Source organism: Mesorhizobium sp. URHB0026 (assembly GCF_054059755.1).
The window spans coordinates 3132394-3151398 of the sequence record NZ_JBSSCN010000001.1 but is presented as its reverse complement, the minus strand read 5'-3'; the positions used below and the strand labels follow the sequence as shown (position 1 = coordinate 3151398).

At 62.3% G+C, this 19005-nt stretch carries 20 protein-coding genes; 15 read left to right on the top strand and 5 right to left on the bottom strand.

Features of this window, described 5'->3' with window-relative positions:
* The first annotated feature begins 56 nt into the window (after nucleotides 1–56).
* Both ACVWWD_RS15425 and ACVWWD_RS15420 read left to right on the top strand, forming a co-directional pair.
* Entirely contained in the window at nucleotides 57–1124 is a 1068-nt protein-coding gene (locus ACVWWD_RS15425) for a quaternary amine ABC transporter ATP-binding protein (RefSeq protein WP_023782226.1), read from the top strand.
* On the top strand, nucleotides 1121–3100 hold the full coding sequence (locus ACVWWD_RS15420) for an ABC transporter permease (RefSeq protein WP_457103172.1): 1980 nt from the start codon (nucleotides 1121–1123) through the stop codon (nucleotides 3098–3100). The genes ACVWWD_RS15425 and ACVWWD_RS15420 overlap by 4 nt, the downstream gene beginning before the upstream one ends.
* 10 nt (nucleotides 3101–3110) lie before the next feature.
* Here ACVWWD_RS15420 and ACVWWD_RS15415 read toward each other — a convergent pair whose 3' ends face one another.
* Nucleotides 3111–4469 carry an NAD(P)-binding domain-containing protein gene (locus ACVWWD_RS15415; protein ID WP_023782227.1) on the bottom strand — a complete coding sequence of 453 codons (1359 nt, stop codon included), beginning with the start codon at nucleotides 4467–4469 and terminating at the stop codon, nucleotides 3111–3113.
* A gap of 258 nt (nucleotides 4470–4727) precedes the next feature.
* Between ACVWWD_RS15415 and ACVWWD_RS15410 the strand changes: the two genes are divergently transcribed.
* Nucleotides 4728–5444, top strand: coding sequence for a helix-turn-helix domain-containing protein (locus ACVWWD_RS15410; protein ID WP_023771050.1), 717 nt, complete (start codon nucleotides 4728–4730; stop codon nucleotides 5442–5444).
* Nucleotides 5445–5571: 127 nt separating this feature from the next.
* On the opposite strand, the gene ACVWWD_RS15405 is transcribed toward ACVWWD_RS15410, so the two are convergent.
* Genes ACVWWD_RS15405 through ACVWWD_RS15390 form a run of 4 tightly spaced genes read right to left on the bottom strand, consistent with a single transcriptional unit; the run spans nucleotide 5572 to nucleotide 9356 of the window.
* Entirely contained in the window at nucleotides 5572–6612 is a 1041-nt protein-coding gene (locus ACVWWD_RS15405; protein WP_023771051.1) for a heme-dependent oxidative N-demethylase family protein, read from the bottom strand.
* 9 nt (nucleotides 6613–6621) lie between these two features.
* Nucleotides 6622–7587: a PDR/VanB family oxidoreductase gene (locus ACVWWD_RS15400; RefSeq protein WP_352546534.1), complete on the bottom strand. Its 966-nt coding sequence runs from the start codon at nucleotides 7585–7587 to the stop codon at nucleotides 6622–6624.
* On the bottom strand, nucleotides 7584–8180 hold the full coding sequence (locus ACVWWD_RS15395) for a dimethylamine monooxygenase subunit DmmA family protein (protein ID WP_023771053.1): 597 nt from the start codon (nucleotides 8178–8180) through the stop codon (nucleotides 7584–7586). Before ACVWWD_RS15395 ends, ACVWWD_RS15400 begins: the two co-directional genes overlap by 4 nt.
* Nucleotides 8181–8222: 42 nt before the next feature.
* Nucleotides 8223–9356 carry an aminomethyltransferase family protein gene (locus ACVWWD_RS15390; protein WP_457103171.1) on the bottom strand — a complete coding sequence of 378 codons (1134 nt, stop codon included), beginning with the start codon at nucleotides 9354–9356 and terminating at the stop codon, nucleotides 8223–8225.
* Between the two features lie 285 nt (nucleotides 9357–9641).
* On the opposite strand from ACVWWD_RS15390, the gene ACVWWD_RS15385 reads away from it, so the two are divergent.
* From ACVWWD_RS15385 to ACVWWD_RS15330, 12 genes are all read left to right on the top strand, one after another.
* On the top strand, nucleotides 9642–9929 hold the full coding sequence (locus ACVWWD_RS15385; protein WP_023771055.1) for a hypothetical protein: 288 nt from the start codon (nucleotides 9642–9644) through the stop codon (nucleotides 9927–9929).
* Nucleotides 9930–9940: 11 nt separating this feature from the next.
* The gene (locus tag ACVWWD_RS15380; RefSeq protein WP_023771056.1) at nucleotides 9941–10318 is read left to right on the top strand and encodes a hypothetical protein; all 378 of its coding nucleotides are present in this window, start codon (nucleotides 9941–9943) and stop codon (nucleotides 10316–10318) included.
* A gap of 32 nt (nucleotides 10319–10350) precedes the next feature.
* A complete protein-coding gene (locus ACVWWD_RS15375) occupies nucleotides 10351–10512 on the top strand; it encodes a hypothetical protein (protein WP_015318908.1) in 162 nt (53 codons plus the stop codon).
* A gap of 14 nt (nucleotides 10513–10526) precedes the next feature.
* Nucleotides 10527–11930, top strand: a complete 1404-nt coding sequence (locus ACVWWD_RS15370; protein WP_457103170.1) for an APC family permease — start codon at nucleotides 10527–10529, stop codon at nucleotides 11928–11930.
* Between the two features lie 45 nt (nucleotides 11931–11975).
* Nucleotides 11976–12665, top strand: coding sequence for a hypothetical protein (locus ACVWWD_RS15365; protein WP_023794618.1), 690 nt, complete (start codon nucleotides 11976–11978; stop codon nucleotides 12663–12665).
* Nucleotides 12662–12991, top strand: a complete 330-nt coding sequence (locus ACVWWD_RS15360) for a hypothetical protein (protein WP_023771059.1) — start codon at nucleotides 12662–12664, stop codon at nucleotides 12989–12991. The genes ACVWWD_RS15365 and ACVWWD_RS15360 overlap by 4 nt, the downstream gene beginning before the upstream one ends.
* Nucleotides 12992–13074: 83 nt before the next feature.
* Nucleotides 13075–13971, top strand: coding sequence for a class II glutamine amidotransferase (locus ACVWWD_RS15355; protein ID WP_015318912.1), 897 nt, complete (start codon nucleotides 13075–13077; stop codon nucleotides 13969–13971).
* 4 nt (nucleotides 13972–13975) lie between these two features.
* Nucleotides 13976–14698, top strand: coding sequence for a GltB/FmdC/FwdC-like GXGXG domain-containing protein (locus tag ACVWWD_RS15350; protein ID WP_023771061.1), 723 nt, complete (start codon nucleotides 13976–13978; stop codon nucleotides 14696–14698).
* Between the two features lie 6 nt (nucleotides 14699–14704).
* Nucleotides 14705–16033 (top strand): FMN-binding glutamate synthase family protein, encoded by a 1329-nt coding sequence (locus ACVWWD_RS15345; RefSeq protein ID WP_015318914.1) that lies wholly within the window; start codon nucleotides 14705–14707, stop codon nucleotides 16031–16033.
* A 32-nt stretch (nucleotides 16034–16065) separates the two neighbouring features.
* Nucleotides 16066–17373, top strand: a complete 1308-nt coding sequence (glnT, locus tag ACVWWD_RS15340) for a type III glutamate--ammonia ligase (protein WP_023771062.1) — start codon at nucleotides 16066–16068, stop codon at nucleotides 17371–17373.
* 34 nt (nucleotides 17374–17407) lie between these two features.
* On the top strand, nucleotides 17408–18661 hold the full coding sequence (locus ACVWWD_RS15335) for a sarcosine oxidase subunit beta family protein (RefSeq protein ID WP_352546536.1): 1254 nt from the start codon (nucleotides 17408–17410) through the stop codon (nucleotides 18659–18661).
* 15 nt (nucleotides 18662–18676) lie between these two features.
* A complete protein-coding gene (locus ACVWWD_RS15330; RefSeq protein ID WP_023771064.1) occupies nucleotides 18677–18952 on the top strand; it encodes a sarcosine oxidase subunit delta in 276 nt (91 codons plus the stop codon).
* Nucleotides 18953–19005: the final 53 nt, after the last annotated feature.

Here is a 19005-nt window from a genome sequence, read left to right as displayed (position 1 = left end):
GGCCCGGCTGTTGACCGGCCGGGCCTCAATTCCTGATGTTCCAGAAGGACGACTGAATGACGGAAGCGATTGAACAGGCATCCGACGCGACGGATGCCCGCCCGATAAAACTTGCTTGCCGCAACGTCTGGAAACTGTTCGGCTCGAACGCCGCCAATTTCATTCGCGAGCGTGACGGCAAGGCCAGCATGGCGGAGGTCTCGGCGGCAGGCCTTGTGGGTGCGGTGCGCGCCGTCGACCTCGAAATCCGCCAGGGCGAGATCTTCATCATCATGGGCCTGTCCGGCTCCGGCAAGTCGACGCTGGTGCGCTGCATGTCGCGGCTGGTCGAGCCGACACACGGCAAGGTCGAATTCGAAGGCAAGGACCTGCTCAAGATTTCCGATGCCGCCCTGATCGAACTCAGGCGCCATCGCATGGGCATGGTGTTCCAGAATTTCGCGCTGTTGCCGCATCTCAACGTGCTCGACAACATCGCCTTTCCTCTGAGTATCCAGGGACAGGATCGGCCGACGCGCGAGGCGCGCGCCCGGGAAGTCATCGAACTTGTCGGTCTGCGCGGCCGCGAGCATTTCTATCCGCGCGAACTGTCGGGCGGCCAGCAGCAGCGCGTCGGCATCGCCCGCAGCCTCGCCACCAAGCCGGAGATCTGGTTTCTCGACGAGCCGTTCTCGGCGCTCGATCCGCTGATCCGCCGCGAGATGCAGGACGAGTTGATGCGGCTGCAGACCATGCTGCACAAGACCATTGTCTTCATCACCCATGATTTCGACGAGGCCATCAGGCTGGCCGACCGCATCGCCATCATGAAGGACGGCCAAGTCATCCAGATCGGCACGCCGGAGGAACTGGTGGTCAATCCGGCGACCGACTATGTCGCCGAGTTCACCCGCGACGTCGACCGCGCCAAGGTGATCTCAGCGCGCAGCCTGATGCGTACCTGCGCTAGCGCCGAGCACGGCGGCACGGTGGCGCCCGAGGCCAAGATATCGAGTTTTTCGGCCAGCATCGTTGCCGCCGGCAAACCCTTCGCCGTGATCAACGGCACCGGCACGCCCATCGGCGAAGTGACGCCGCAAGCGGTGATCGATCTTCTGGCCGGCATCGAGCGAGGCGGCGCATGACGGTAACGGCAAACGCCAGCCGGACAAGGCCGCCGATCCAACGGTGGCTGGTGATCTGGGTGCTCGCGCTTGCCGCCGTGCTGGTGATGTTCCTGCTGCAGGACAGGCTGCCATGGGCCGTCAACTACCCGGTCGAGGCGGTCGTCCCCGTCGCCGACTGGGTCAGCGCGCTGATGGGCTGGATCAAGTCGAACCTGTCTTGGCTGACACGCTCGGTCACCGCGGTGCTCGGCGTGCCGCTCGACTTCGCGCTCAATCTCTTGGCCAAGAATTTCAAGTTCGGCCATGGCGCCGACGCTTTCGTGCTGCCGCGTTTGTCCTGGGTTGGCGTCTGCGCAGTCGCCTTCCTCGCCGGCCATGTGGCAGGAGGCAGGAAGCTCAGCCTGCTGGTTGGCGGATGTTTCCTCTACATCGCGCTGTTTGGCCAATGGACGAGCGCCATGCTGACCCTGGCGCTGATCTCGATCGCGGTGCCGTTCTGCATTCTCACCGGACTGTTCGCCGGCATCTGGGCTTGGCGCACGCCGTGGGCCGAGCGACTTGTGGTCTCCCCGGCACTTGACCTGATGCAGACGATCCCCACCTTCGCCTATCTCATCCCGATGCTGCTGCTGTTCGGCAACAGCCCGGTCTCGGCGATGATCGCCACCGCCATCTTCGCCACGCCGCCAATGGTGCGGGCGACGATGCTGGGCCTGTCTCGGGTGCCGTCCGAGATCGACGATTTCAGCGAGATGGCAGGCTGCACGGCGCGGCAGAAATTGTGGCGCGTGCTGCTGCCATCGGCGCGGCCGACGCTGATGGTCGGCGTCAACCAGGTGATCATGCTGGCACTTAACATGGTGATCATCGCCTCGATGATCGGCGCCGGCGGCCTAGGCTACGACGTGCTTTTGGCGCTTCGCGCGCTCAAGGTCGGCGAGGCCATGGAAGCCGGGCTTGCCATCGTGGCACTGGCCATCGCGCTCGACCGGCTGAGCCAGGCCATCGCCCGCAAGCAGGCGAAGGGCAATGTCCACCGGTCCGGCAGCCCGGGTTTCTGGCGCCGCCATCCCAATCTGACGCTCGCCATCGCCATCCTTGCCGTCACCACTCTGCTCGGCCTGTTCGTTCCCGCCCTCGCGACCGTGCCGAAGGCGATCACCTTCACCACCGCGCCACTGTGGAAAGCGGCGGTGAACTGGGTGACGATAAACTTCTTCGATGTCATCGAAGCCTTCCGCGTGGCGCTGATCCTCAATGTGCTCAATCCGGTGCGCGCCTTCTGCGAAGGCTTCCCTTGGCTGGGCGCGGCGTTCCTGCTCGGTCTTGCCGGCTACCAGCTTTCCGGCCCGCGGCTGGCCGTCCTGGTGGCAATGCTGACCGCTTTCTGCGCGGTCACCGGCCTGTGGGAAAAGACCATGGCGACGGTCTATCTCTGCGGCATCTCCGCCTTCCTCGCCTGCCTGATCGGCATTCCCGTCGGCCTGATGGCTGCCCGTAGCGACCGCTTCGAAAAGATCGTCACACCCGTCATCGACACCCTGCAGGTGCTGCCGTCCTTCTGTTTCATAATCCCGGTCGTGATGCTGTTCAGGGTCGGCGACGTGACGGCGATGATTGCAACGATAGCCTTCGCCGTGGTGCCGGCGATCCGTTACACCAATCACGGCATAAGGCAGGTGCCGTCGGCACTGATCGAGGCAGCGAAAGTGTCGGGCTGCACCCCGCGCCAGACCTTCTTTCGTGTGCAACTGCCGCTGGCGTTGCCGGAAATCATGCTGGGCGTCAACCAGACCATCCTGATGGCGTTGGCGATGATCATCATCTGCGCCATGGTCGGCACGCGCGATCTCGGCCAGGAAGTGTTCATCGCGCTGTCGAAGGCCGATTCCGGCCGCGGCATCGTCGCCGGCCTCGCCATCGCCTTCATCGGCATCGTCGCCGACCGGCTGTTCAATGCTTGGACGGCCAAGGCGCGGGCGAGGCTTGGATAGCGGCGGCGGCCTACTCGGCCGCCACTCCTTTCACCTCGAGATAGCTTTCCATGGAATCGTCCAGTGCCTGCAGCCACGGCGTGTGATGCAGCGGAGCCATGGTGCCGGTCATCAGTGAGCGGTAGGAATGGTCACGGAAGCTCATAATGTCTTCGGCCTTGTGGTGCTCCCACGCCATGAAGGTCTGGTTGACCGCCTCGACGTCGAAGCCGGGATAGTCGGTCTGGTCCATGAGTTCCTTGGTGTAGTCGCCCTGGAACCAAATCATCTGCTCGGCATCCTCCAGCGTCTCCTCGCGGGCGCGCCATTTGGCACCATGCGCCGCCATCGCCTCGGCGGACGGCAGCTTGATGCGGCCCATGATGACGTCGCGGGCGTACCAGGCCTGCGCGTCGAACATGTTGAAGGTGTAGAACTGGTCCTGCATGCCGATATAGGACAGCTTCGGGTTCTTCTCCCAGACCACGCCCTCATAGAGGTCCAACGGCCACATGCGGTTGGCGGTCTTGAGCTTGAGATCGTCGGTCAGGAACGGGAAGGAATGGAGATAGCCGGTGCACAGGATGATGGCGTCGACATCCTTGGTCGTGCCGTCCTTGAAATGGGCGGTCTTGCCGACGACCTTTTGCAGCAGCGGCACTTCCTTCCAATTCTCGGGCCATTTGAAGCCCATCGGTTTGGAACGATAGCTGGAGGTGATCGACTTGGCGCCATATTTGTAGCACTGCGAACCGATGTCCTCGGCCGAGTAGGAGCGGCCGATAATCAGGATGTCCTTGCCCTTGAACTCCATCGCGTCGCGGAAATCGTGGCTGTGCAGGATGCGGCCGTTGAAGGTCGAGAAGCCCTCGAAATAGGGAACGTTGGGCACAGAAAAATGCCCGGAGGCGACGACGACATTGTCGAACTCCTCGGAGTAAGTCACGTCGTTGGTGCGGTCATGCGCGGTGACGGTGAATTTCTTCGTCTCGTCCGAGAAGGTGACCATCCGCACCGGGCTGTTGAAGCGCACCCATTTGCGCAGACCCGACTTCTCGACGCGGCCCTTGATGTAGTCCCACAGCACCGCACGCGGCGGGTAGGAGCCGATCGGCCGACCGAAATGCTCCTCGAATGTGTAGTCGGCGAATTCCAGGCATTCCTTCGGCCCGTTCGACCAGAGATAGCGGTACATCGAGCCGTGCACGGGATCGCCATGTTCGTCGAGGCCGGTACGCCAGGTGTAGTTCCACAGACCACCCCAGTCGGACTGCTTTTCGAAGCAGACGATCTCGGGAATCTCGGCGCCCTTGTCGGCCGCCGACTTGAAAGCCCTGAGTTGAGCCAGACCGGACGGTCCGGCTCCGATGACGGCAACGCGAGTGTTCATTCCGGGCCTCCTTTTTTGATTTCCCCAGCGAAACAAATTTCACTGGCAGTGACAGTAATTGGCCTCTTGGTGCTGTCAACAGACATCTGCTGGAACGGGGTTTGCGCGCAGAGGATTCCTGGCGGAGAACCCACCGGCGCCGCGATGGTCGCACTGCCGCGCGCGACATAAGATGGCTTGCCGTTGCGGTTGCGCTCCTGTATCGGCACCTGACATGTTCACCTTGAGTGAAATAAATCCCGACGATTGAGGGGCGACATGGCAAAGGCGAATTCGGATTCCAAGGCTCCCGCGAGCGCAAAGGCAAAGCCGTCGCCGAAAGTGTCGGCGGACGGCAGGACCATACGCGCGCCGCTGACACAAAACCCCCACGCCATTCGCGATACCCGCGAAAAAGTGCTTGAGGTCGCGATCGGCCGCGAGGTGCGGGCCTTCCGCAAGAAGCTCGGCATCACCGTGGCGGATCTCGCGGTCGCCACCGATATTTCGCTGGGGATGCTGTCGAAGATCGAGAACGGCATCACCTCGCCGTCGCTGACCACCTTGCAGGCACTGTCGCGGGCGCTCGGCGTTCCCGTCACCGCCTTCTTCCGCCGCTTCGAGGAAGAACGCAGCGCCGTGTTCGTCAAGGCGGGCCAAGGCCTCGACGTCGAGCGCCGCGGCACGCGCGCCGGTCACCAGTACAATCTGCTTGGCCATATCGGTTCGAACACCAGTGGTGTCGTCGTCGAGCCCTATCTGATCACGCTGACCGAGGATTCCGACGTGTTCCCGACCTTCCAGCACGAAGGCATGGAGTTTCTCTACATGCTCGAGGGCGAGGTCGTTTACCGGCACGGCAGCAATCTCTATCCGATGAAGCCCGGCGACAGCCTGTTCTTCGACGCCGACGCACCGCATGGACCGGAGCGACTGACGAAACTGCCGATGCGGTATTTGTCGATTATCTGCTACCCGCAGGGCAGTGCTGGGTAGGCGGGACGCCGCAGCCCCCTCACCTGGATTGCCCTCAGGGGAGAGGAGCCTGGCGCCAGTCTTCGCTATCTCTTCTCCCCTCGGGGAGAAAGTGGCCGCGAAGCGGCCGGATGATGTGGGAGGCCTTTCAATCCGGCCCGAACCCCGGGCTCGTCGGGCTCCCATCGTCCAGCTTCGACAGCCACTCGACCAGTGTCGGGCGAAAGCGCGTGAGGCCTTTGTAGCTGGCGAGTTCCTCGGGCAGGTCGCGGATGACGCGGTGCAGGCGCCGTGCCCATTTCGGCTGCGTCACCAGTTCGTCCATCTTGATCAGGTAGCAGCGGATCGGAAAGACGATGCCATTGGAGCGCGGCAGCCGCCAGAAACTCTGCAGTTCGACACGCAGATGCACCTTGTCGCCGACATTCTCCGACGTGACCGTCGCGCGGTCCGGACCCCATTTGTGATAATTCTCAGGGCTGGTGTCCAGCCGCGGATTGATGGTCATCGTCCAGTTCAGGCGCCGTGCCGGCTTGCCCTGCTGGATGTTGGTGAGGAACTTCAGGGCGCGCGTGAAAATACCCTTCTCATGCGCCAGCGGCACAGGCGCGTGCCATTCGAAGAAATTCATGCCGATGTCGAAATCGAGCGACCAGTCGGCCTGGGTGGTGACCATGCCGGCGTCCATCCACAGATTGCCGTCGCGCTGGTCGAGGATGCAGAAGTCGCCCTGGCTCTGGCGGGTGATGTATTCCATCGGCCCGTAAGGCAAAGTCGAGGTGTCGCCGAACGTGAAGGTGTCGTCGATGCCGAGCGGCCGGTTGATCCAGCGCCAGCGGTCGCCGTCCCGGGTCAGCGTGAAATGCTCGGGATAGCCCAGCGCCTGCTGCTCCATCAGAAGCTCCAGCAGGTCCCAGCCGGCGAGCGTCATGTGCGGCAGCGACTGGCAGCGCAGGGGATCCTCGGCCAGCACCATCGCGCGGTCCTGCATCTCGGCGACATAGTGCTCGTCGACGTCGATCAGGTTTTCCAGCACCGAGCCCTTGGGCCCGACGACATGCGGCTCGATGTTGACCGCATACATGTAGGCATCCTCGTGGAAGGGGAACGGAAACCGCCTGATATGCTCCGGGCTGTTCTTGAAGGTGAAGTCGTCGCGGAACGTTTCCTTGCGAAAGGTGATGCCCATTCTCGCCTCCTATCTTTCCAGGACCAGCGACCTGCCCTCGAAGCGCGACACGCACGGCATGATCTTATTGCCCGAACAGTGCTCTTCCTCGCTCAACCAATGGTCGTTGTGGATGAATTTGCCGTCACACGAGATGACGTTGGTCTCGCACTGGCCGCAGACGCCGCCACGGCAGAGATAGGGCGGATCGACGCCGGCGGCTTCGATGGCTTCCAGCAGGCTCTGCTGCTCGCCGACGCGGATGGTCTTGCCGCTGATGGCAAGCGTCACGTCGAATGGCAGGCCGGGCTGCGGCGCCGCGAAATGCTCGTAGTGGACGGTCTCCGGCGGCCAGCCCAGGCTAGCTGCGCGGTCGCGCACCCAGTTGATCATGCCTGCGGGGCCGCAGACATAGAGGTGCGTCCCGAGCGGCTGCGTGGATAGCAACCGGTCGAGCTCGATCCGCTCCTCAAGGTCATCGTGATAGAGCCGGACGCGACGGCCGTAGCGTTCCCGCAGCACATCGGCATAGGTGCCAAGCGAGGCGGTGCGACAGGTGTAGTGCAGTTCGAAATTGCCGCCCTCCCCCGCCAGTTGGGCGGTCTGGGCCATGAACGGCGTAATGCCGATGCCGCCGGCCAGCATCAGGTGTTTTTTGGCGCGCAGATCGAGCGAAAAAAGATTGACCGGATAGCTGATCACCATCTCCAGGCCCGGCTTGACCGACCTGTGCATGAACAGCGAGCCGCCGCGACCGACATCATCGCGGCGCACCGAGATGGTGTATTCGCGCGTGTCTAGCGGCGAGCCCATCAGTGAATAGGGATTGAGCCTTGTGCGCTCGCCATCGCGCATCTCGACCACGACATGGGCGCCGCCGGAAAAGGTCGGCAACAGCTCGCCATCACGTCGGCGAAAATGGAACCGGGTGACCAACTCATTGACCGGGACGACGTCGCTGACGACGACGTCGAGCTTGGTGGTGCCGGTGCTCATCGAAATATCTCCTCCATCGGAGGAATTTCACTGCGATCTTCGGCATTGATGCAGACGCCCTGGAAAGCGGCAAGGCGTCGGGAATAGTGATCGCGCACGAGAAGCAGCAGGCCACAATGCGAGCAGGTCGCCGGCTGTGTCGTCACATTCTCGGTGATGCCCTTGCAGTGGACACATTGCATGCGGCGCGCCAGCGAGCCGCGATGCTCGGTCTGCATGGAGGTGTGGTCGACGCCGGCTTCGAGCGCCACCTGCATGGCCTGGCCGATCAGGCCTTCGGTGCCGGCGAGATAAAGGCGCAGACCCATATGAGCGTTGGTCAGCGTCTGCTTCAGACGCGGCAGCAGGCTGGCGAAGGACGGCGCCAGATGAAGCCGCGCCGGCTTCAATGCTTCGAGAGCGGCAACATATTTGCCGTCAGGACCGGGAATGAAGACGATTTCGGCTGCATCGAAGAACCTGGCCGGAGCCCTGGCGGCCATGTCTCTTATCGCGAGCGCGCCTTCCGCATCCGCCACGAAAAGATGATGCTTGCCGGGTTGCGGAGACAGGGTCCCGTAGATGGGCCGGCTGATGATGGTCTTGACTGCCATTTAAGTCTTCGTGCCTCGAAACCCCTCGCTGTCGATTATACCTCAGCCTTTCGCCGTGCGCTTGGTCTTCTTGGGATCGTCGAACGGCAAGGGCTGCGCCGTCGCCTGGATCGATCCGCTCTTGTTGCGGATTTCGAGCGTGGTGTCCTTGACCGCGCAGTCGACGTCGAGCCGGGCGATGCCCATCGATTTCTCGACCAGCGGCGAATACATGGCGCAGGTGACAACGCCGACCTTTTTGCCGTCGCGATAGACCGGAGCGCCCTCGTCCGCCGGCTCTCTGCCGTCGAGCAGGACGCCATAGATCTTGAAGCGCTCCTTGCCTTTCAGGCGATAGTGCTCCTCGGCACCGCGAAAGCCGGTCTTGCCGGGACTGACGGTGAAGTCGAGGCCGAGCTCCCAAAGCGTATCGCCGGGTCCTTCATTCTCGAACGGATACTTTTGGGAATTGTCGTAGGGGTAGAACAGCAGGTAGCTTTCGACCCGCAGCATGTCGAGCGTGGTGAAGCGGCACGGAATGATGCCGGCGCTCTTGCCCTCGTCGAGAATCCTGTCCCAGATCGTGCCCGCATCCTGGCCACGGCAGAAGATTTCGTAGCCGCGTTCGCCGGTATAGCCGGTGCGCGAGATCATGACGGGGAAGCCGAACAGTTGCGTCTGCATGTGATGGAAGTAGTTGAGGTCGCGGATGCCGGGCACGTGCTTGGCCAGATAGTCGACCGCTGTTGGCCCCTGCAGCGACAAATCGTGCAGATTGTCGTCGAAGCGCAACGACACGTCCCGTCCCATCGCCGCCCGCTGCAGTTCCTCATGGCCGGTGCCCGAGCCGTGCACCACCATCCAGGAATTCGGTCCCGTGCGGTAGAGGATGCAGTCGTCGGCGAATTTGCCCGCTTCGTTCAGCATGCAGGCATAGGCCGACTTGCCGGGATAGATCTTTTCGACGTCACGCGTGGTGGCGAGGTCGATCAGATGCGAGGCGTGTGGCCCTGTGATGTGAACCTTCTTCAGGCCGGAAACATCCATAAGCCCGGCCTTGGTGCGGATGGCGATATATTCCTCGTCGGCATCCTTGTCGTAGGTCCAGGCGGTACCCATACCGCTCCAGTCTTCGAGTTTCGAACCCAGCGCACGATGGCGATCCGCCAGGGTCGAAAATCTCCAGGATGCCGTCATCCGCTCGTCTCCATCGAAAATGCTGCTGTTCCCTGCTCCCGTGCGCAAGGCCGGGAGCTTGGTCGAATATTGATCGCAAACGCGAGAGGCCCGCAATCCCCCTAAAGCAAATAATTTCATTGTCAGGCAAAATCGGCAGGTCGAAGCAAGCGGTTAACTCAGCGTAAATTCATCTTGACAATTGCGGAATTCGGCCTGAATTTATGAAAAAAATTTCACTCTCTTGAAAGAGAGCGGCGGGCGGTGGATTCGGAACCGGGCGTCGGCAAAAAAGGGGAAAAACCGATGGCAGACCTGCAGCAGCGCATCGAGGCGCTGTACCGCTCCGACTTGCGCGGATCCGCGATCCTGATCATCTGCCTGTGGGCGACGATCCTCTTCGTCCTCTTCATGACATGGCCATACATTCCTCAGGGCAGCATCAAGGCCGTCGTCGCCATTGCCGCCGCCGCCGTGCTCATCTTCAACACGGCAGCCATCCTGGCGATGGTCAAACACTACAAGGAAGACAAAGAGTTCATCTACGGGCTCGACATCAAGAACGCCGACGCATCCCGCAACCGCAAGTCCTGAGGGGAGAAACAATGTCCCGCTATACGCCGCCGGAGCAGAGCAAGGCCGGGCAAGTCTTCGACATCGCCGTTGTCGTGGTCGCCATCTTCGTGGCGCTGTGGCTGCCGCTGAAGCTTGGTCTTGCCGGTGCCGCAAAATCAATCGACGCGCTCGATGCCAAGACCTGGGAAGCGCTCGGGCAGAATCCGACCATGGCTTCGATCTGGGAAAAGCTCGGCTATACACCCGAGACCGCGCACGACGTCATCCAGAACCGGTTCCACTACATCATCGACTGGCCGACGCTGATCATCATGGCGGCCGTCCTGATCGGTTATTTCGTGTTCCTGTTCCGGGCATCCGACCGCGAATATCGCGATGTCATCAACGAGAAGTTCGACGATAAGTAAAGTTTGACGACGAAGATTTTGGGGACACGATCATGTGGGTGGCACTCTCTTACGCATGCTGGGGCATCTCGATCGTGCTCGCGCTGTGGATGCTCTACGACTGGTTCAAGGTCGATACGAACTACTCCGAGGACGTTTTGACCTCGTCGCGTGAAGGCGAGCTTGAAGCCGCTTCCGAAAAACACCGGATCTGAGTGGGGATTGATCGATGACGGTCGCGATTGAAAACACTACCACCACAATTCACGGCGACCGGGTGTCGCTGCTTCGGGTGCTTGGCCCGGCCCATGTCTGGGCACTCGGCGTCGGCATAGTTCTGGTCGGCGAGTTCACCGGCTGGAATTTCTCGGCCGACAAGGGCGGCGCGCTGGCTGCCCTGATCGTGTGCTGGGTCGTCGGGCTGCTCTACACCTCGGTGGCCATGATCGATTCCGAGGTAACGTCGACAGTGGCCGCCGCCGGCGGCCAGTATGCGCAGGCCAAGCACATTGTCGGGCCGCTGATGGCGTTCAACGTCGCGCTGTTCCTGGTCTTTGCCTATACGATGCTGGAAGTGTCCGACGCTATCCTGCTCGGCGACACCATCGTCGCCAAGGCAGGTGTAGAAGGGCTAACCCACAATTCCTTCATCGCCGCCACCATCGTGGTGCTGGCCTGGCTCAACTATCGCGGCGTGCTGATGACGCTCAACGTCAACTTCGTCATCACGGCCATCGCCTATGTCTCGATCGTCGTCCTGTTCTTCTCGGTCAGCCCGTGGACGCAAGGCGCGGTGCTGAAGCTCAACGAACTGGTCACCCCAGGCAACGCGCTGCCCTATGGCTGGATCGGCGTCATCGCCGCCTTCCAGTTCGGCATCTGGTATTATCTCGGCATCGAAGGAACCACCCAGGCCGCCGAGGAAGTGCGCTCGCCGGCACGCTCCCTGCCCTACGGCACCATGGCCGGCATGATCACGCTTCTGATCGCCGCCGCCATGACCTGGTATGTCTGCGCCTCGCTTATGCCTTGGGAATATCTCGGCATCACCTCTTATCCGCTGTGGGACGCCGGCAAACTGACCGGCAGCCCGCTGCTCGAGAACCTCCTGTTCATAGCGACGCTGCTCGCCGCGCTTGCCTCGGCCAATGGTTGCATCAACGACGCGGCGCGCGCCTGGTTCTCGCTCGGCCGCGACCGCTATCTGCCGAGCTGGTTTTCGGCGGTGCATCCGAAATACCGCACGCCCTATCGCTCGATCCTGTTCCTGCTGCCGATCGCGCTGGCCTTCGCCTTCATCGCCGATCTCAACCAGGCGATCACCTTCTCTATCCTGTCGGGCGTGCTGCAATACACCTTCATGAGCATCAACATCATGATGTTCAGGAAGAAGTGGCCGCTGGGCTCGATCCGCCGCGGCTACACGCATCCCTTCCATCCGCTGCCGGCAATCGTCCTGTTCTGCCTGTGCGTGGTGACCTTCTTCGCCATCTTCCTCGGCTTCGGCTCTCAGTTGATCGCCATGGTCGCCTTCTATTTCCTGATTTCGCTGTGGTTCCATTTCTATCGCTACAAATTCGTGCGGCGTGGGGACCAGTTCACCATGCCGTGGCCGAAACCGCAGGGCTATTGATGGGAGTAGGCCCGTCCTGGATCTGGACGGGCCTTGCACGATAAAATGTCCGACGTGACATCAGCACTGCTTGCCGGGGCAATTGTCCTGGCTCTCGTCCTTCACCTTGCGTGGCAGGCACGCCGCAGCCGCGACAGGGCCTCGGCATCGCTCGCGGCCGACGAGGCGGGCATTCGCGCGATTGTCGCGGATGCAGAGAATGTCTCGGACGGCACCGCCGGCGTCATCACCTGGGAAGGATCGTGGAACGGCCAACGTGTGCAGGTGCGCACCATCGTCGACACGCTGGCGACGCGGAAACTGCCGGCGCGCTGGCTTAGCGTATCGATCACCGAGAAGGTCTCGGTACCCGCCATCTTCGATATGATGATGCGGCCGGGCTCGCCGACCACGTTCTCCAATTTCGACCATCTCCAGCATACGTTGCCGAAGGCGCCCGGTTTTCCGGCCGAGGCGGTGCTGCGGACAGACCGCAGGGGCACACGGTTCCCGCAGAGCATCATCGCCGACCATATGGAGCCGTTTTCAGAAGGCCGCGCCAAGGAGTTGCTGATCACGCCGAACGGAGTGCGCATCGTGTGGCTGCTGGCCGAGGCCGAGCGGGCACGCTACGGTGTCTTCCGGCAAGCCGCGTTCGGAGACACACGGATCGATTCTGCGCTGATCGAGCGGTTGCTCGTATCACTCTCGGATCTGCGCGACGCCATCAACGGAAGCGAACGGCAGGCCGCATGAGCACTTCAAACACTTCGCCGCCGCCGGTGAGCCCCTATCTCGTCCTCGGCGCCGCAATCGTGCTGCCGGCAAGCGGTCATGTCATTCTGGGCGTCCCTGTGCGCGGACTGCAATTTCTTTTCTTCATGGTCATCCTGGCCTGGGTGACCGCCAAGATTTCGCCGCCGGACGCCAGCTTCGTCGGCCGTCACGCCGGCGGCTTCCTGATCTATGCGCTGTCGATCCTCGACGCCTACAAGATCGCCCGCATCCGTACCGCCAAATGGGCTCACAATGCCCGGCCGGAAGGAAACGATACACAGAGCGGCATTGAGCCGCATACGTAACCAGAGGAAAATTTCTTTCATGCCATTGAATTCGAGGATTTCATTCGATACATCATCTTAGTCACAAACGTCGGGAGGCTGACATGTGCGGAATCGTTGGACTTTTCCTGAAGGACAAGGCGCTGGAGCCGAAGCTCGGCGCGATGCTGTCGGAGATGCTGGTATCGCTCAGCGATCGCGGCCCTGACAGTGCCGGCATCGCCATCTATGGCGCGACATCCGGCAACGAGGCCAAGATCACCATCCAGTCGCCGAAGCCGGAACGCGATTTCCGCGGCCTGGACGCCGAACTCGCGAAGGCCGTCGGAGCGCCGGTGAGCATTGCGGTGAAATCGACCCACGCAGTGGTCAGGACCACGCCGGACAAGGTCGACGCGGCGCGTGAAGCCCTCCAGTCGCTCAGGCCCGACATCCGCATCATGGGCGCCGGCGAAGCGGTGGAAATCTACAAGGAAGTCGGCCTGCCCGAAGCCGTCGTCGATCGCTTCGACGTGCGCAAGATGACCGGCACGCATGGCATCGGTCATACCCGCATGGCGACGGAATCGGCAGTGACGACGATGGGTGCGCATCCTTTCTCGACCGGTGCCGACCAATGTCTTGTGCACAATGGTTCATTGTCGAACCACAACAATGTCCGCCGCGAATTGATCCGCGAAGGCATGAAATTCGAGACCGAGAACGATACCGAAGTGGCGGCCGCTTACCTTTCCTCGCAAATGGCGCATGGCAAGAACCTCGGCGAGGCACTGGAAGGCACGCTGTCCGACCTCGACGGCTTCTTCACCTTCGTCGTCGGCACCAAGAATGGTTTTGGCGTGGTGCGCGATCCGATCGCCTGCAAGCCTGCCGTGATGGCCGAGACCGACCAGTATGTCGCCTTCGGCTCGGAATATCGCGCGCTGACCAAACTGCCCGGTATAGACAATGCGAGGGTCTGGGAACCGGAGCCCGCAACCGTGTATTTCTGGGAGCATTGAGTTCATGCCGGCAACCTCCAAGGCAACGCGCGACAGCCATGCGCGCGTCTTCGACCTCGACATCCTGTCGCTGCGCGAACTCAATCAAGCGCTCCACAATCTGGCTCCGGGTTCGAACGAGACGGCGTGGGAAGTGCTCAACCCGAAAGGGAGCCATTCGGTCGCCGTCGGTGTCGACCATCCTGTCAGCATCGATGTGCGCGGCAGCGTCGGCTATTACTGCGGCGGCATGAACTCCGGCAGCGCCATCACCGTGCACGGCTCGGCCGGCCCGGGCGTTGGCGAGAACATGATGTCGGGTTCCATCGTCATCAAGGGCGATGCCAGCCAGTATGCAGGCGCCACCGGCAAGGGCGGCCTGCTGGTCATCGAAGGCAACGCCTCGTCGCGCTGCGGCATCTCGATGAAGGGCATCGACATCGTCGTGCATGGCAATATCGGCCATATGTCGGCCTTCATGGCGCAATCCGGCAACCTCGTTGTTCTGGGCGATGCCGGCGATGCACTGGGCGATTCCATCTACGAGGCGCGGCTCTTCGTGCGCGGCAAGGTCGATAGTCTTGGTGCAGACTGCATCGCCAAGGAGATGCGGCCCGAGCATCTGGAACTGCTGCAGGATCTGCTCGACCGCGCCGGCGTGACCGGCGTCAAGCCGTCGGAGTTCAAGCGCTACGGCTCGGCGCGCACGCTCTACAATTTCAATATCGACAACGCCGACGCGTATTGAGGCAGCATGACCTATCGCAACCCGCCGACGACGCCGCGCAAATCCGCGACCTTCGACGACTACACGCTCTCCGAAATCCGCCGCGCCGCAGCGACCGGCATCTACGACATCAGAGGTGCCGGCGCCAAGCGCAAGCTGCCGCATTTCGATGACCTTCTGTTCCTCGGCGCTTCGATCTCGCGCTACCCGCTGGAAGGCTACCGCGAGCGCTGCGACACATCCGTGGTGCTCGGTTCGCGCCACGCCAAGAAGCCTATCGAACTGAAGATCCCGATCACCATTGCCGGCATGAGCTTCGGCTCGCTGTCCGGTCCCGCCAAGGAAGCGCTCGGGCGCGGCGCGACGCTGTCGGGCACCTCGACCACGACCGGCGATGGCGGCATGACAGAGGAAGAGCGCGGCCATTCCAAGCAACTGGTCTATCAGTACCTGCCCTCGCGTTACGGCATGAACCTGCGCGACCTGCGCCGCGCCGATGCGATCGAAGTGGTCGTCGGCCAGGGCGCCAAGCCCGGCGGTGGCGGCATGCTGCTCGGCCAGAAGATTTCCGACCGTGTCGCCGAAATGCGCACGCTGCCCAAAGGCATCGACCAGCGCTCGGCCTCGCGCCACCCCGACTGGACCGGTCCGGACGATCTCGAGATCAAGATCCTCGAACTGCGCGAAATCACCGACTGGGAAAAACCGATCTACGTCAAGGTCGGCGGCGCCCGGCCCTACTACGACACAGCGCTTGCGGTGAAGGCCGGCGCCGACGTCGTCGTGGTCGACGGCATGCAGGGCGGAACGGCGGCGACGCAGGAAGTGTTCATCGAGAATGTCGGCCAGCCGACGCTCGCCTGCATCAGGCCGGCGGTGCAGGCGCTGCAGGATCTCGGCATGCACCGCAAGGTGCAGCTCATCGTCTCAGGCGGCATCCGCAACGGCGCCGATGTGGCCAAGGCGCTGGCGCTCGGCGTCGACGCCGTGTCGATCGGCACCGCGGCACTCGTGGCGCTCGGTGACAACGATCCCCGCTGGGAGGCGGAGTACAACGAACTCGGCACCACATCGGGCGCCTATGACGACTGGCATGAGGGCAAGGACCCTGCCGGCATCACCACGCAGGACCCCGAACTGATGAAGCGGGTCGACCCCGTGGCCGCCGGGCGCCGGTTGGCGAACTACTTGAAGGTGATGACGCTGGAGGCGCAGACCATCGCCCGCGCCTGCGGCAAGAACAGCCTGCACAATCTCGAACCCGAGGACCTCGTCGCATTGACGATCGAGGCTGCCGCCATGGCCGGCGTGCCGCTGGCCGGCACCAACTGGATACCGGGGAAGAACGGCTTCTAGAACACATCCAAAGACATAAGCGAGGAAATATAATGGGGAACGATCTCGCCGATTTCGCCAAGAAGAACGGCGTCAAATATTTCATGATTTCCTACACTGACCTGTTCAGTGGCCAGCGTGCCAAGCTGGTACCGGCGCAAGCCATCGCCGACATGCAGAAGGACGGTGCCGGCTTTGCCGGGTTCGCCACCTGGCTCGATCTCACGCCGGCGCATCCCGACATGCTGGCGGTGCCGGATCCGGACTCGGTCATCCAGTTGCCATGGAAACCGGAAGTCGCCTGGGTCGCCGCCAACTGCATCATGGACGACAAGGAGGTCGACCAGGCGCCGCGCAACACACTGAAGCGGCTGATCGCGGAGGCAGCCGCCGACGGCATGCACGTCAAGACCGGCGTCGAGGCCGAGTTCTTCCTGATCTCGCCGGACGGCAAGACGATCTCCGATGAATACGACACGGCATCGAAGCCTTGCTACGACCAGCAGGCGGTGATGCGCCGTTACGACGTCATCGCCGAGATCTGCGACCACATGCTGGCGCTCGGCTGGGGCGCTTACCAGAACGACCACGAGGACGCCAACGGCCAATTCGAGATGAACTGGGCGTTCGACGATGCGTTGCCGACCGCGGACAAGCATTCCTTCTTCAAGTTCATGGTCAAGTCGATCGCGGAAAAACATGGGCTGCGCGCCACCTTCATGCCCAAACCGTTCCAGGGCCTGACCGGCAATGGCTGCCATGCCCACATCTCTGTCTGGGACAAGTCGGGCAAGACCAATGTCTTCGCCGACAATTCGATGGAACTCGGTCTTTCCGCCAAAGGCAAGAACTTCCTTGGCGGCATCATGAAGCACGCTTCGGCGCTCGCCGCGATCACCAACCCGACGGTCAATTCCTATAAGCGCATCAACGCGCCGCGCACCATTTCGGGCGCGACCTGGGCGCCGAACACGGTGACCTGGACCGGCAACAACCGCACCCACATGGTGCGCGTGCCCGGCCCCGGCCGCTTCGAATTGCGCCTGCCGGATGGCGCCGCCAACCCCTATCTCCTGCAGGCGGTCATCATCGCCGCCGGCCTCGACGGCATCCGTTCGAAGGCCGATCCGGGCAAGCGCTACGACATCGACATGTACCAGCACGGCCACACGGTGAAGGGCGCGCCTAAGCTGCCGCTCAACCTGCTCGATGCGTTGCGCGAGTTCGACAAGGACAAATCGCTCAAGGCGGCGCTGGGTGAGGAATTCTCGTCGGCTTATCTAAAGCTGAAGCACCAGGAATGGAATTCCTATGCTTCCCACTTCACGCAATGGGAGCGCGACCACACGCTGGACATCTGAGCACCAGCAGTGCGAGCGACCTCGGAATGACCTGATGAAATATTCGATCTTCTCGCTCGCACGTGCCGCTCTATCCGGCCACAAGAACTGGCAGCGCACCTGGCGCGACGCCAGCCCGAAAGACCACTACGACGTGGTGATCATCGGCGGCGGCGGCCATGGGCTTGCCACCGCCTGGTTTCTTGCCAGCGAGTACGGCGTCAGAAACGTCGCCGTGCTGGAAAAGGGCTGGATCGGCTCCGGCAATGCCGGCCGCAACACCACCATCATCCGATCCAATTACGGCCTGCCCGGCAATACGGGCTTCTACGAATTGTCGATGAAGCTTTGGGAACGGATGGAGCAGGACCTCAACTACAACGCCATGGTCAGCCAGCGCGGCGTTCTCAATCTCTATCATTCCGACGCGCAGCGCGACGCCTATGCGCGGCGCGGCAACACCATGCGCATCAACGGCATCGATGCCGAACTGCTCGACCAGGCAGCACTGAAGAAGATGCTGCCGTTCCTGAATTTCGACCATGCGCGTTTCCCGGTGCAAGGCGGGCTCTTGCAGCGGCGCGGCGGCACGGCGCGGCACGACGCGGTGGTTTGGGGCTACGCCCACGCTGCCAGCGAACTCGGCGTCGACATCATCCAGAATTGCGAAGTCACGGGCTTTGTCAGGGACACCAACGGCAAGGTGACTGGCGTCGAGACCTCGCGCGGCAGGATCGGCGCCGGCAAGGTCGGCATGGCGGTGGCCGGATCCTCATCGCGCGTCGCGGCGATGGCTGGCCTGCGGCTACCGATCGAAAGTCATGTGCTGCAGGCCTTCGTCTCGGAGGCGATCAAGCCGCTCATTCCCGGCGTCATGACGTTTGGCGCCGGCCATTTCTATGTCAGCCAGTCCGACAAGGGCGGGCTGGTCTTCGGCGGCGACATCGACGGTTACAATTCCTATGCCCAGCGCGGCAACATGCCTGTCATGGAAGATGTCTGCGAAGGCGGCATGGCGCTGATGCCGATGATAGGTCGCGTGCGCCTGTTGCGCCAATGGGGCGGCATCATGGATATGTCGATGGACGGCTCGCCGATCATCGACAAGACACCGGTCGACGGGCTCTACCTCAATGCCGGCTGGTGCTATGGCGGCTTCAAGGCGACACCCGGCTCAGGCTTCGTCTTCGCCCATCTGCTTGCTCGGGACGAATCGCATGCCGAGGCCGCCCGCTTCCGGCTCGACCGGTTCCGGTCTGGTGCTGTCATCGACGAGAAGGGCCAGGGCGCCCAACCGAACCTGCACTGAGGACAGTCGAAAAACATGCGTATTGTCTGTCCCTTCTGCGGTGAACGCGAGCTCGGCGAGTTCACCTATCTCGGCGACGCCAGGCCGGTGCGGCCAGCACCTGGGGCATCGGAAGACGAGGTCTACGATTACGTCTATCTGCGCGACAACATCGCCGGCGTAATGGATGAGAACTGGTATCATGGCGGCGGCTGTCGGGCCTGGCTGAAGGTCACCCGCAACACGCTGACGCACGAGATTTCGGCGGTTGAACCGGCGGCGGGTGCCGGCGCGAGGCAGGTTGTGAAATGAATTATTTTCGCCAGGTCAGCGCCGCCCCTCACCTGCCTGCCGGCATCCTCTCC

Excerpts from the sequence above, each read along its gene's own strand:
- ACVWWD_RS15425 (WP_023782226.1), top strand. The coding sequence starts at position 57 with ATGACGGAAGCGATTGAACAGGCATCCGACGCGACGGATGCCCGCCCG.
- ACVWWD_RS15420 (WP_457103172.1), top strand. The coding sequence starts at position 1,121 with ATGACGGTAACGGCAAACGCCAGCCGGACAAGGCCGCCGATCCAACGG.
- ACVWWD_RS15415 (WP_023782227.1), bottom strand. The coding sequence starts at position 4,469 with ATGAACACTCGCGTTGCCGTCATCGGAGCCGGACCGTCCGGTCTGGCT.
- ACVWWD_RS15410 (WP_023771050.1), top strand. The coding sequence starts at position 4,728 with ATGGCAAAGGCGAATTCGGATTCCAAGGCTCCCGCGAGCGCAAAGGCA.
- ACVWWD_RS15405 (WP_023771051.1), bottom strand. The coding sequence starts at position 6,612 with ATGGGCATCACCTTTCGCAAGGAAACGTTCCGCGACGACTTCACCTTC.
- ACVWWD_RS15400 (WP_352546534.1), bottom strand. The coding sequence starts at position 7,587 with ATGAGCACCGGCACCACCAAGCTCGACGTCGTCGTCAGCGACGTCGTC.
- ACVWWD_RS15395 (WP_023771053.1), bottom strand. The coding sequence starts at position 8,180 with ATGGCAGTCAAGACCATCATCAGCCGGCCCATCTACGGGACCCTGTCT.
- ACVWWD_RS15390 (WP_457103171.1), bottom strand. The coding sequence starts at position 9,356 with ATGACGGCATCCTGGAGATTTTCGACCCTGGCGGATCGCCATCGTGCG.
- ACVWWD_RS15385 (WP_023771055.1), top strand. The coding sequence starts at position 9,642 with ATGGCAGACCTGCAGCAGCGCATCGAGGCGCTGTACCGCTCCGACTTG.
- ACVWWD_RS15380 (WP_023771056.1), top strand. The coding sequence starts at position 9,941 with ATGTCCCGCTATACGCCGCCGGAGCAGAGCAAGGCCGGGCAAGTCTTC.
- ACVWWD_RS15375 (WP_015318908.1), top strand. The coding sequence starts at position 10,351 with ATGTGGGTGGCACTCTCTTACGCATGCTGGGGCATCTCGATCGTGCTC.
- ACVWWD_RS15370 (WP_457103170.1), top strand. The coding sequence starts at position 10,527 with ATGACGGTCGCGATTGAAAACACTACCACCACAATTCACGGCGACCGG.
- ACVWWD_RS15365 (WP_023794618.1), top strand. The coding sequence starts at position 11,976 with ATGTCCGACGTGACATCAGCACTGCTTGCCGGGGCAATTGTCCTGGCT.
- ACVWWD_RS15360 (WP_023771059.1), top strand. The coding sequence starts at position 12,662 with ATGAGCACTTCAAACACTTCGCCGCCGCCGGTGAGCCCCTATCTCGTC.
- ACVWWD_RS15355 (WP_015318912.1), top strand. The coding sequence starts at position 13,075 with ATGTGCGGAATCGTTGGACTTTTCCTGAAGGACAAGGCGCTGGAGCCG.
- ACVWWD_RS15350 (WP_023771061.1), top strand. The coding sequence starts at position 13,976 with ATGCCGGCAACCTCCAAGGCAACGCGCGACAGCCATGCGCGCGTCTTC.
- ACVWWD_RS15345 (WP_015318914.1), top strand. The coding sequence starts at position 14,705 with ATGACCTATCGCAACCCGCCGACGACGCCGCGCAAATCCGCGACCTTC.
- glnT (WP_023771062.1), top strand. The coding sequence starts at position 16,066 with ATGGGGAACGATCTCGCCGATTTCGCCAAGAAGAACGGCGTCAAATAT.
- ACVWWD_RS15335 (WP_352546536.1), top strand. The coding sequence starts at position 17,408 with ATGAAATATTCGATCTTCTCGCTCGCACGTGCCGCTCTATCCGGCCAC.
- ACVWWD_RS15330 (WP_023771064.1), top strand. The coding sequence starts at position 18,677 with ATGCGTATTGTCTGTCCCTTCTGCGGTGAACGCGAGCTCGGCGAGTTC.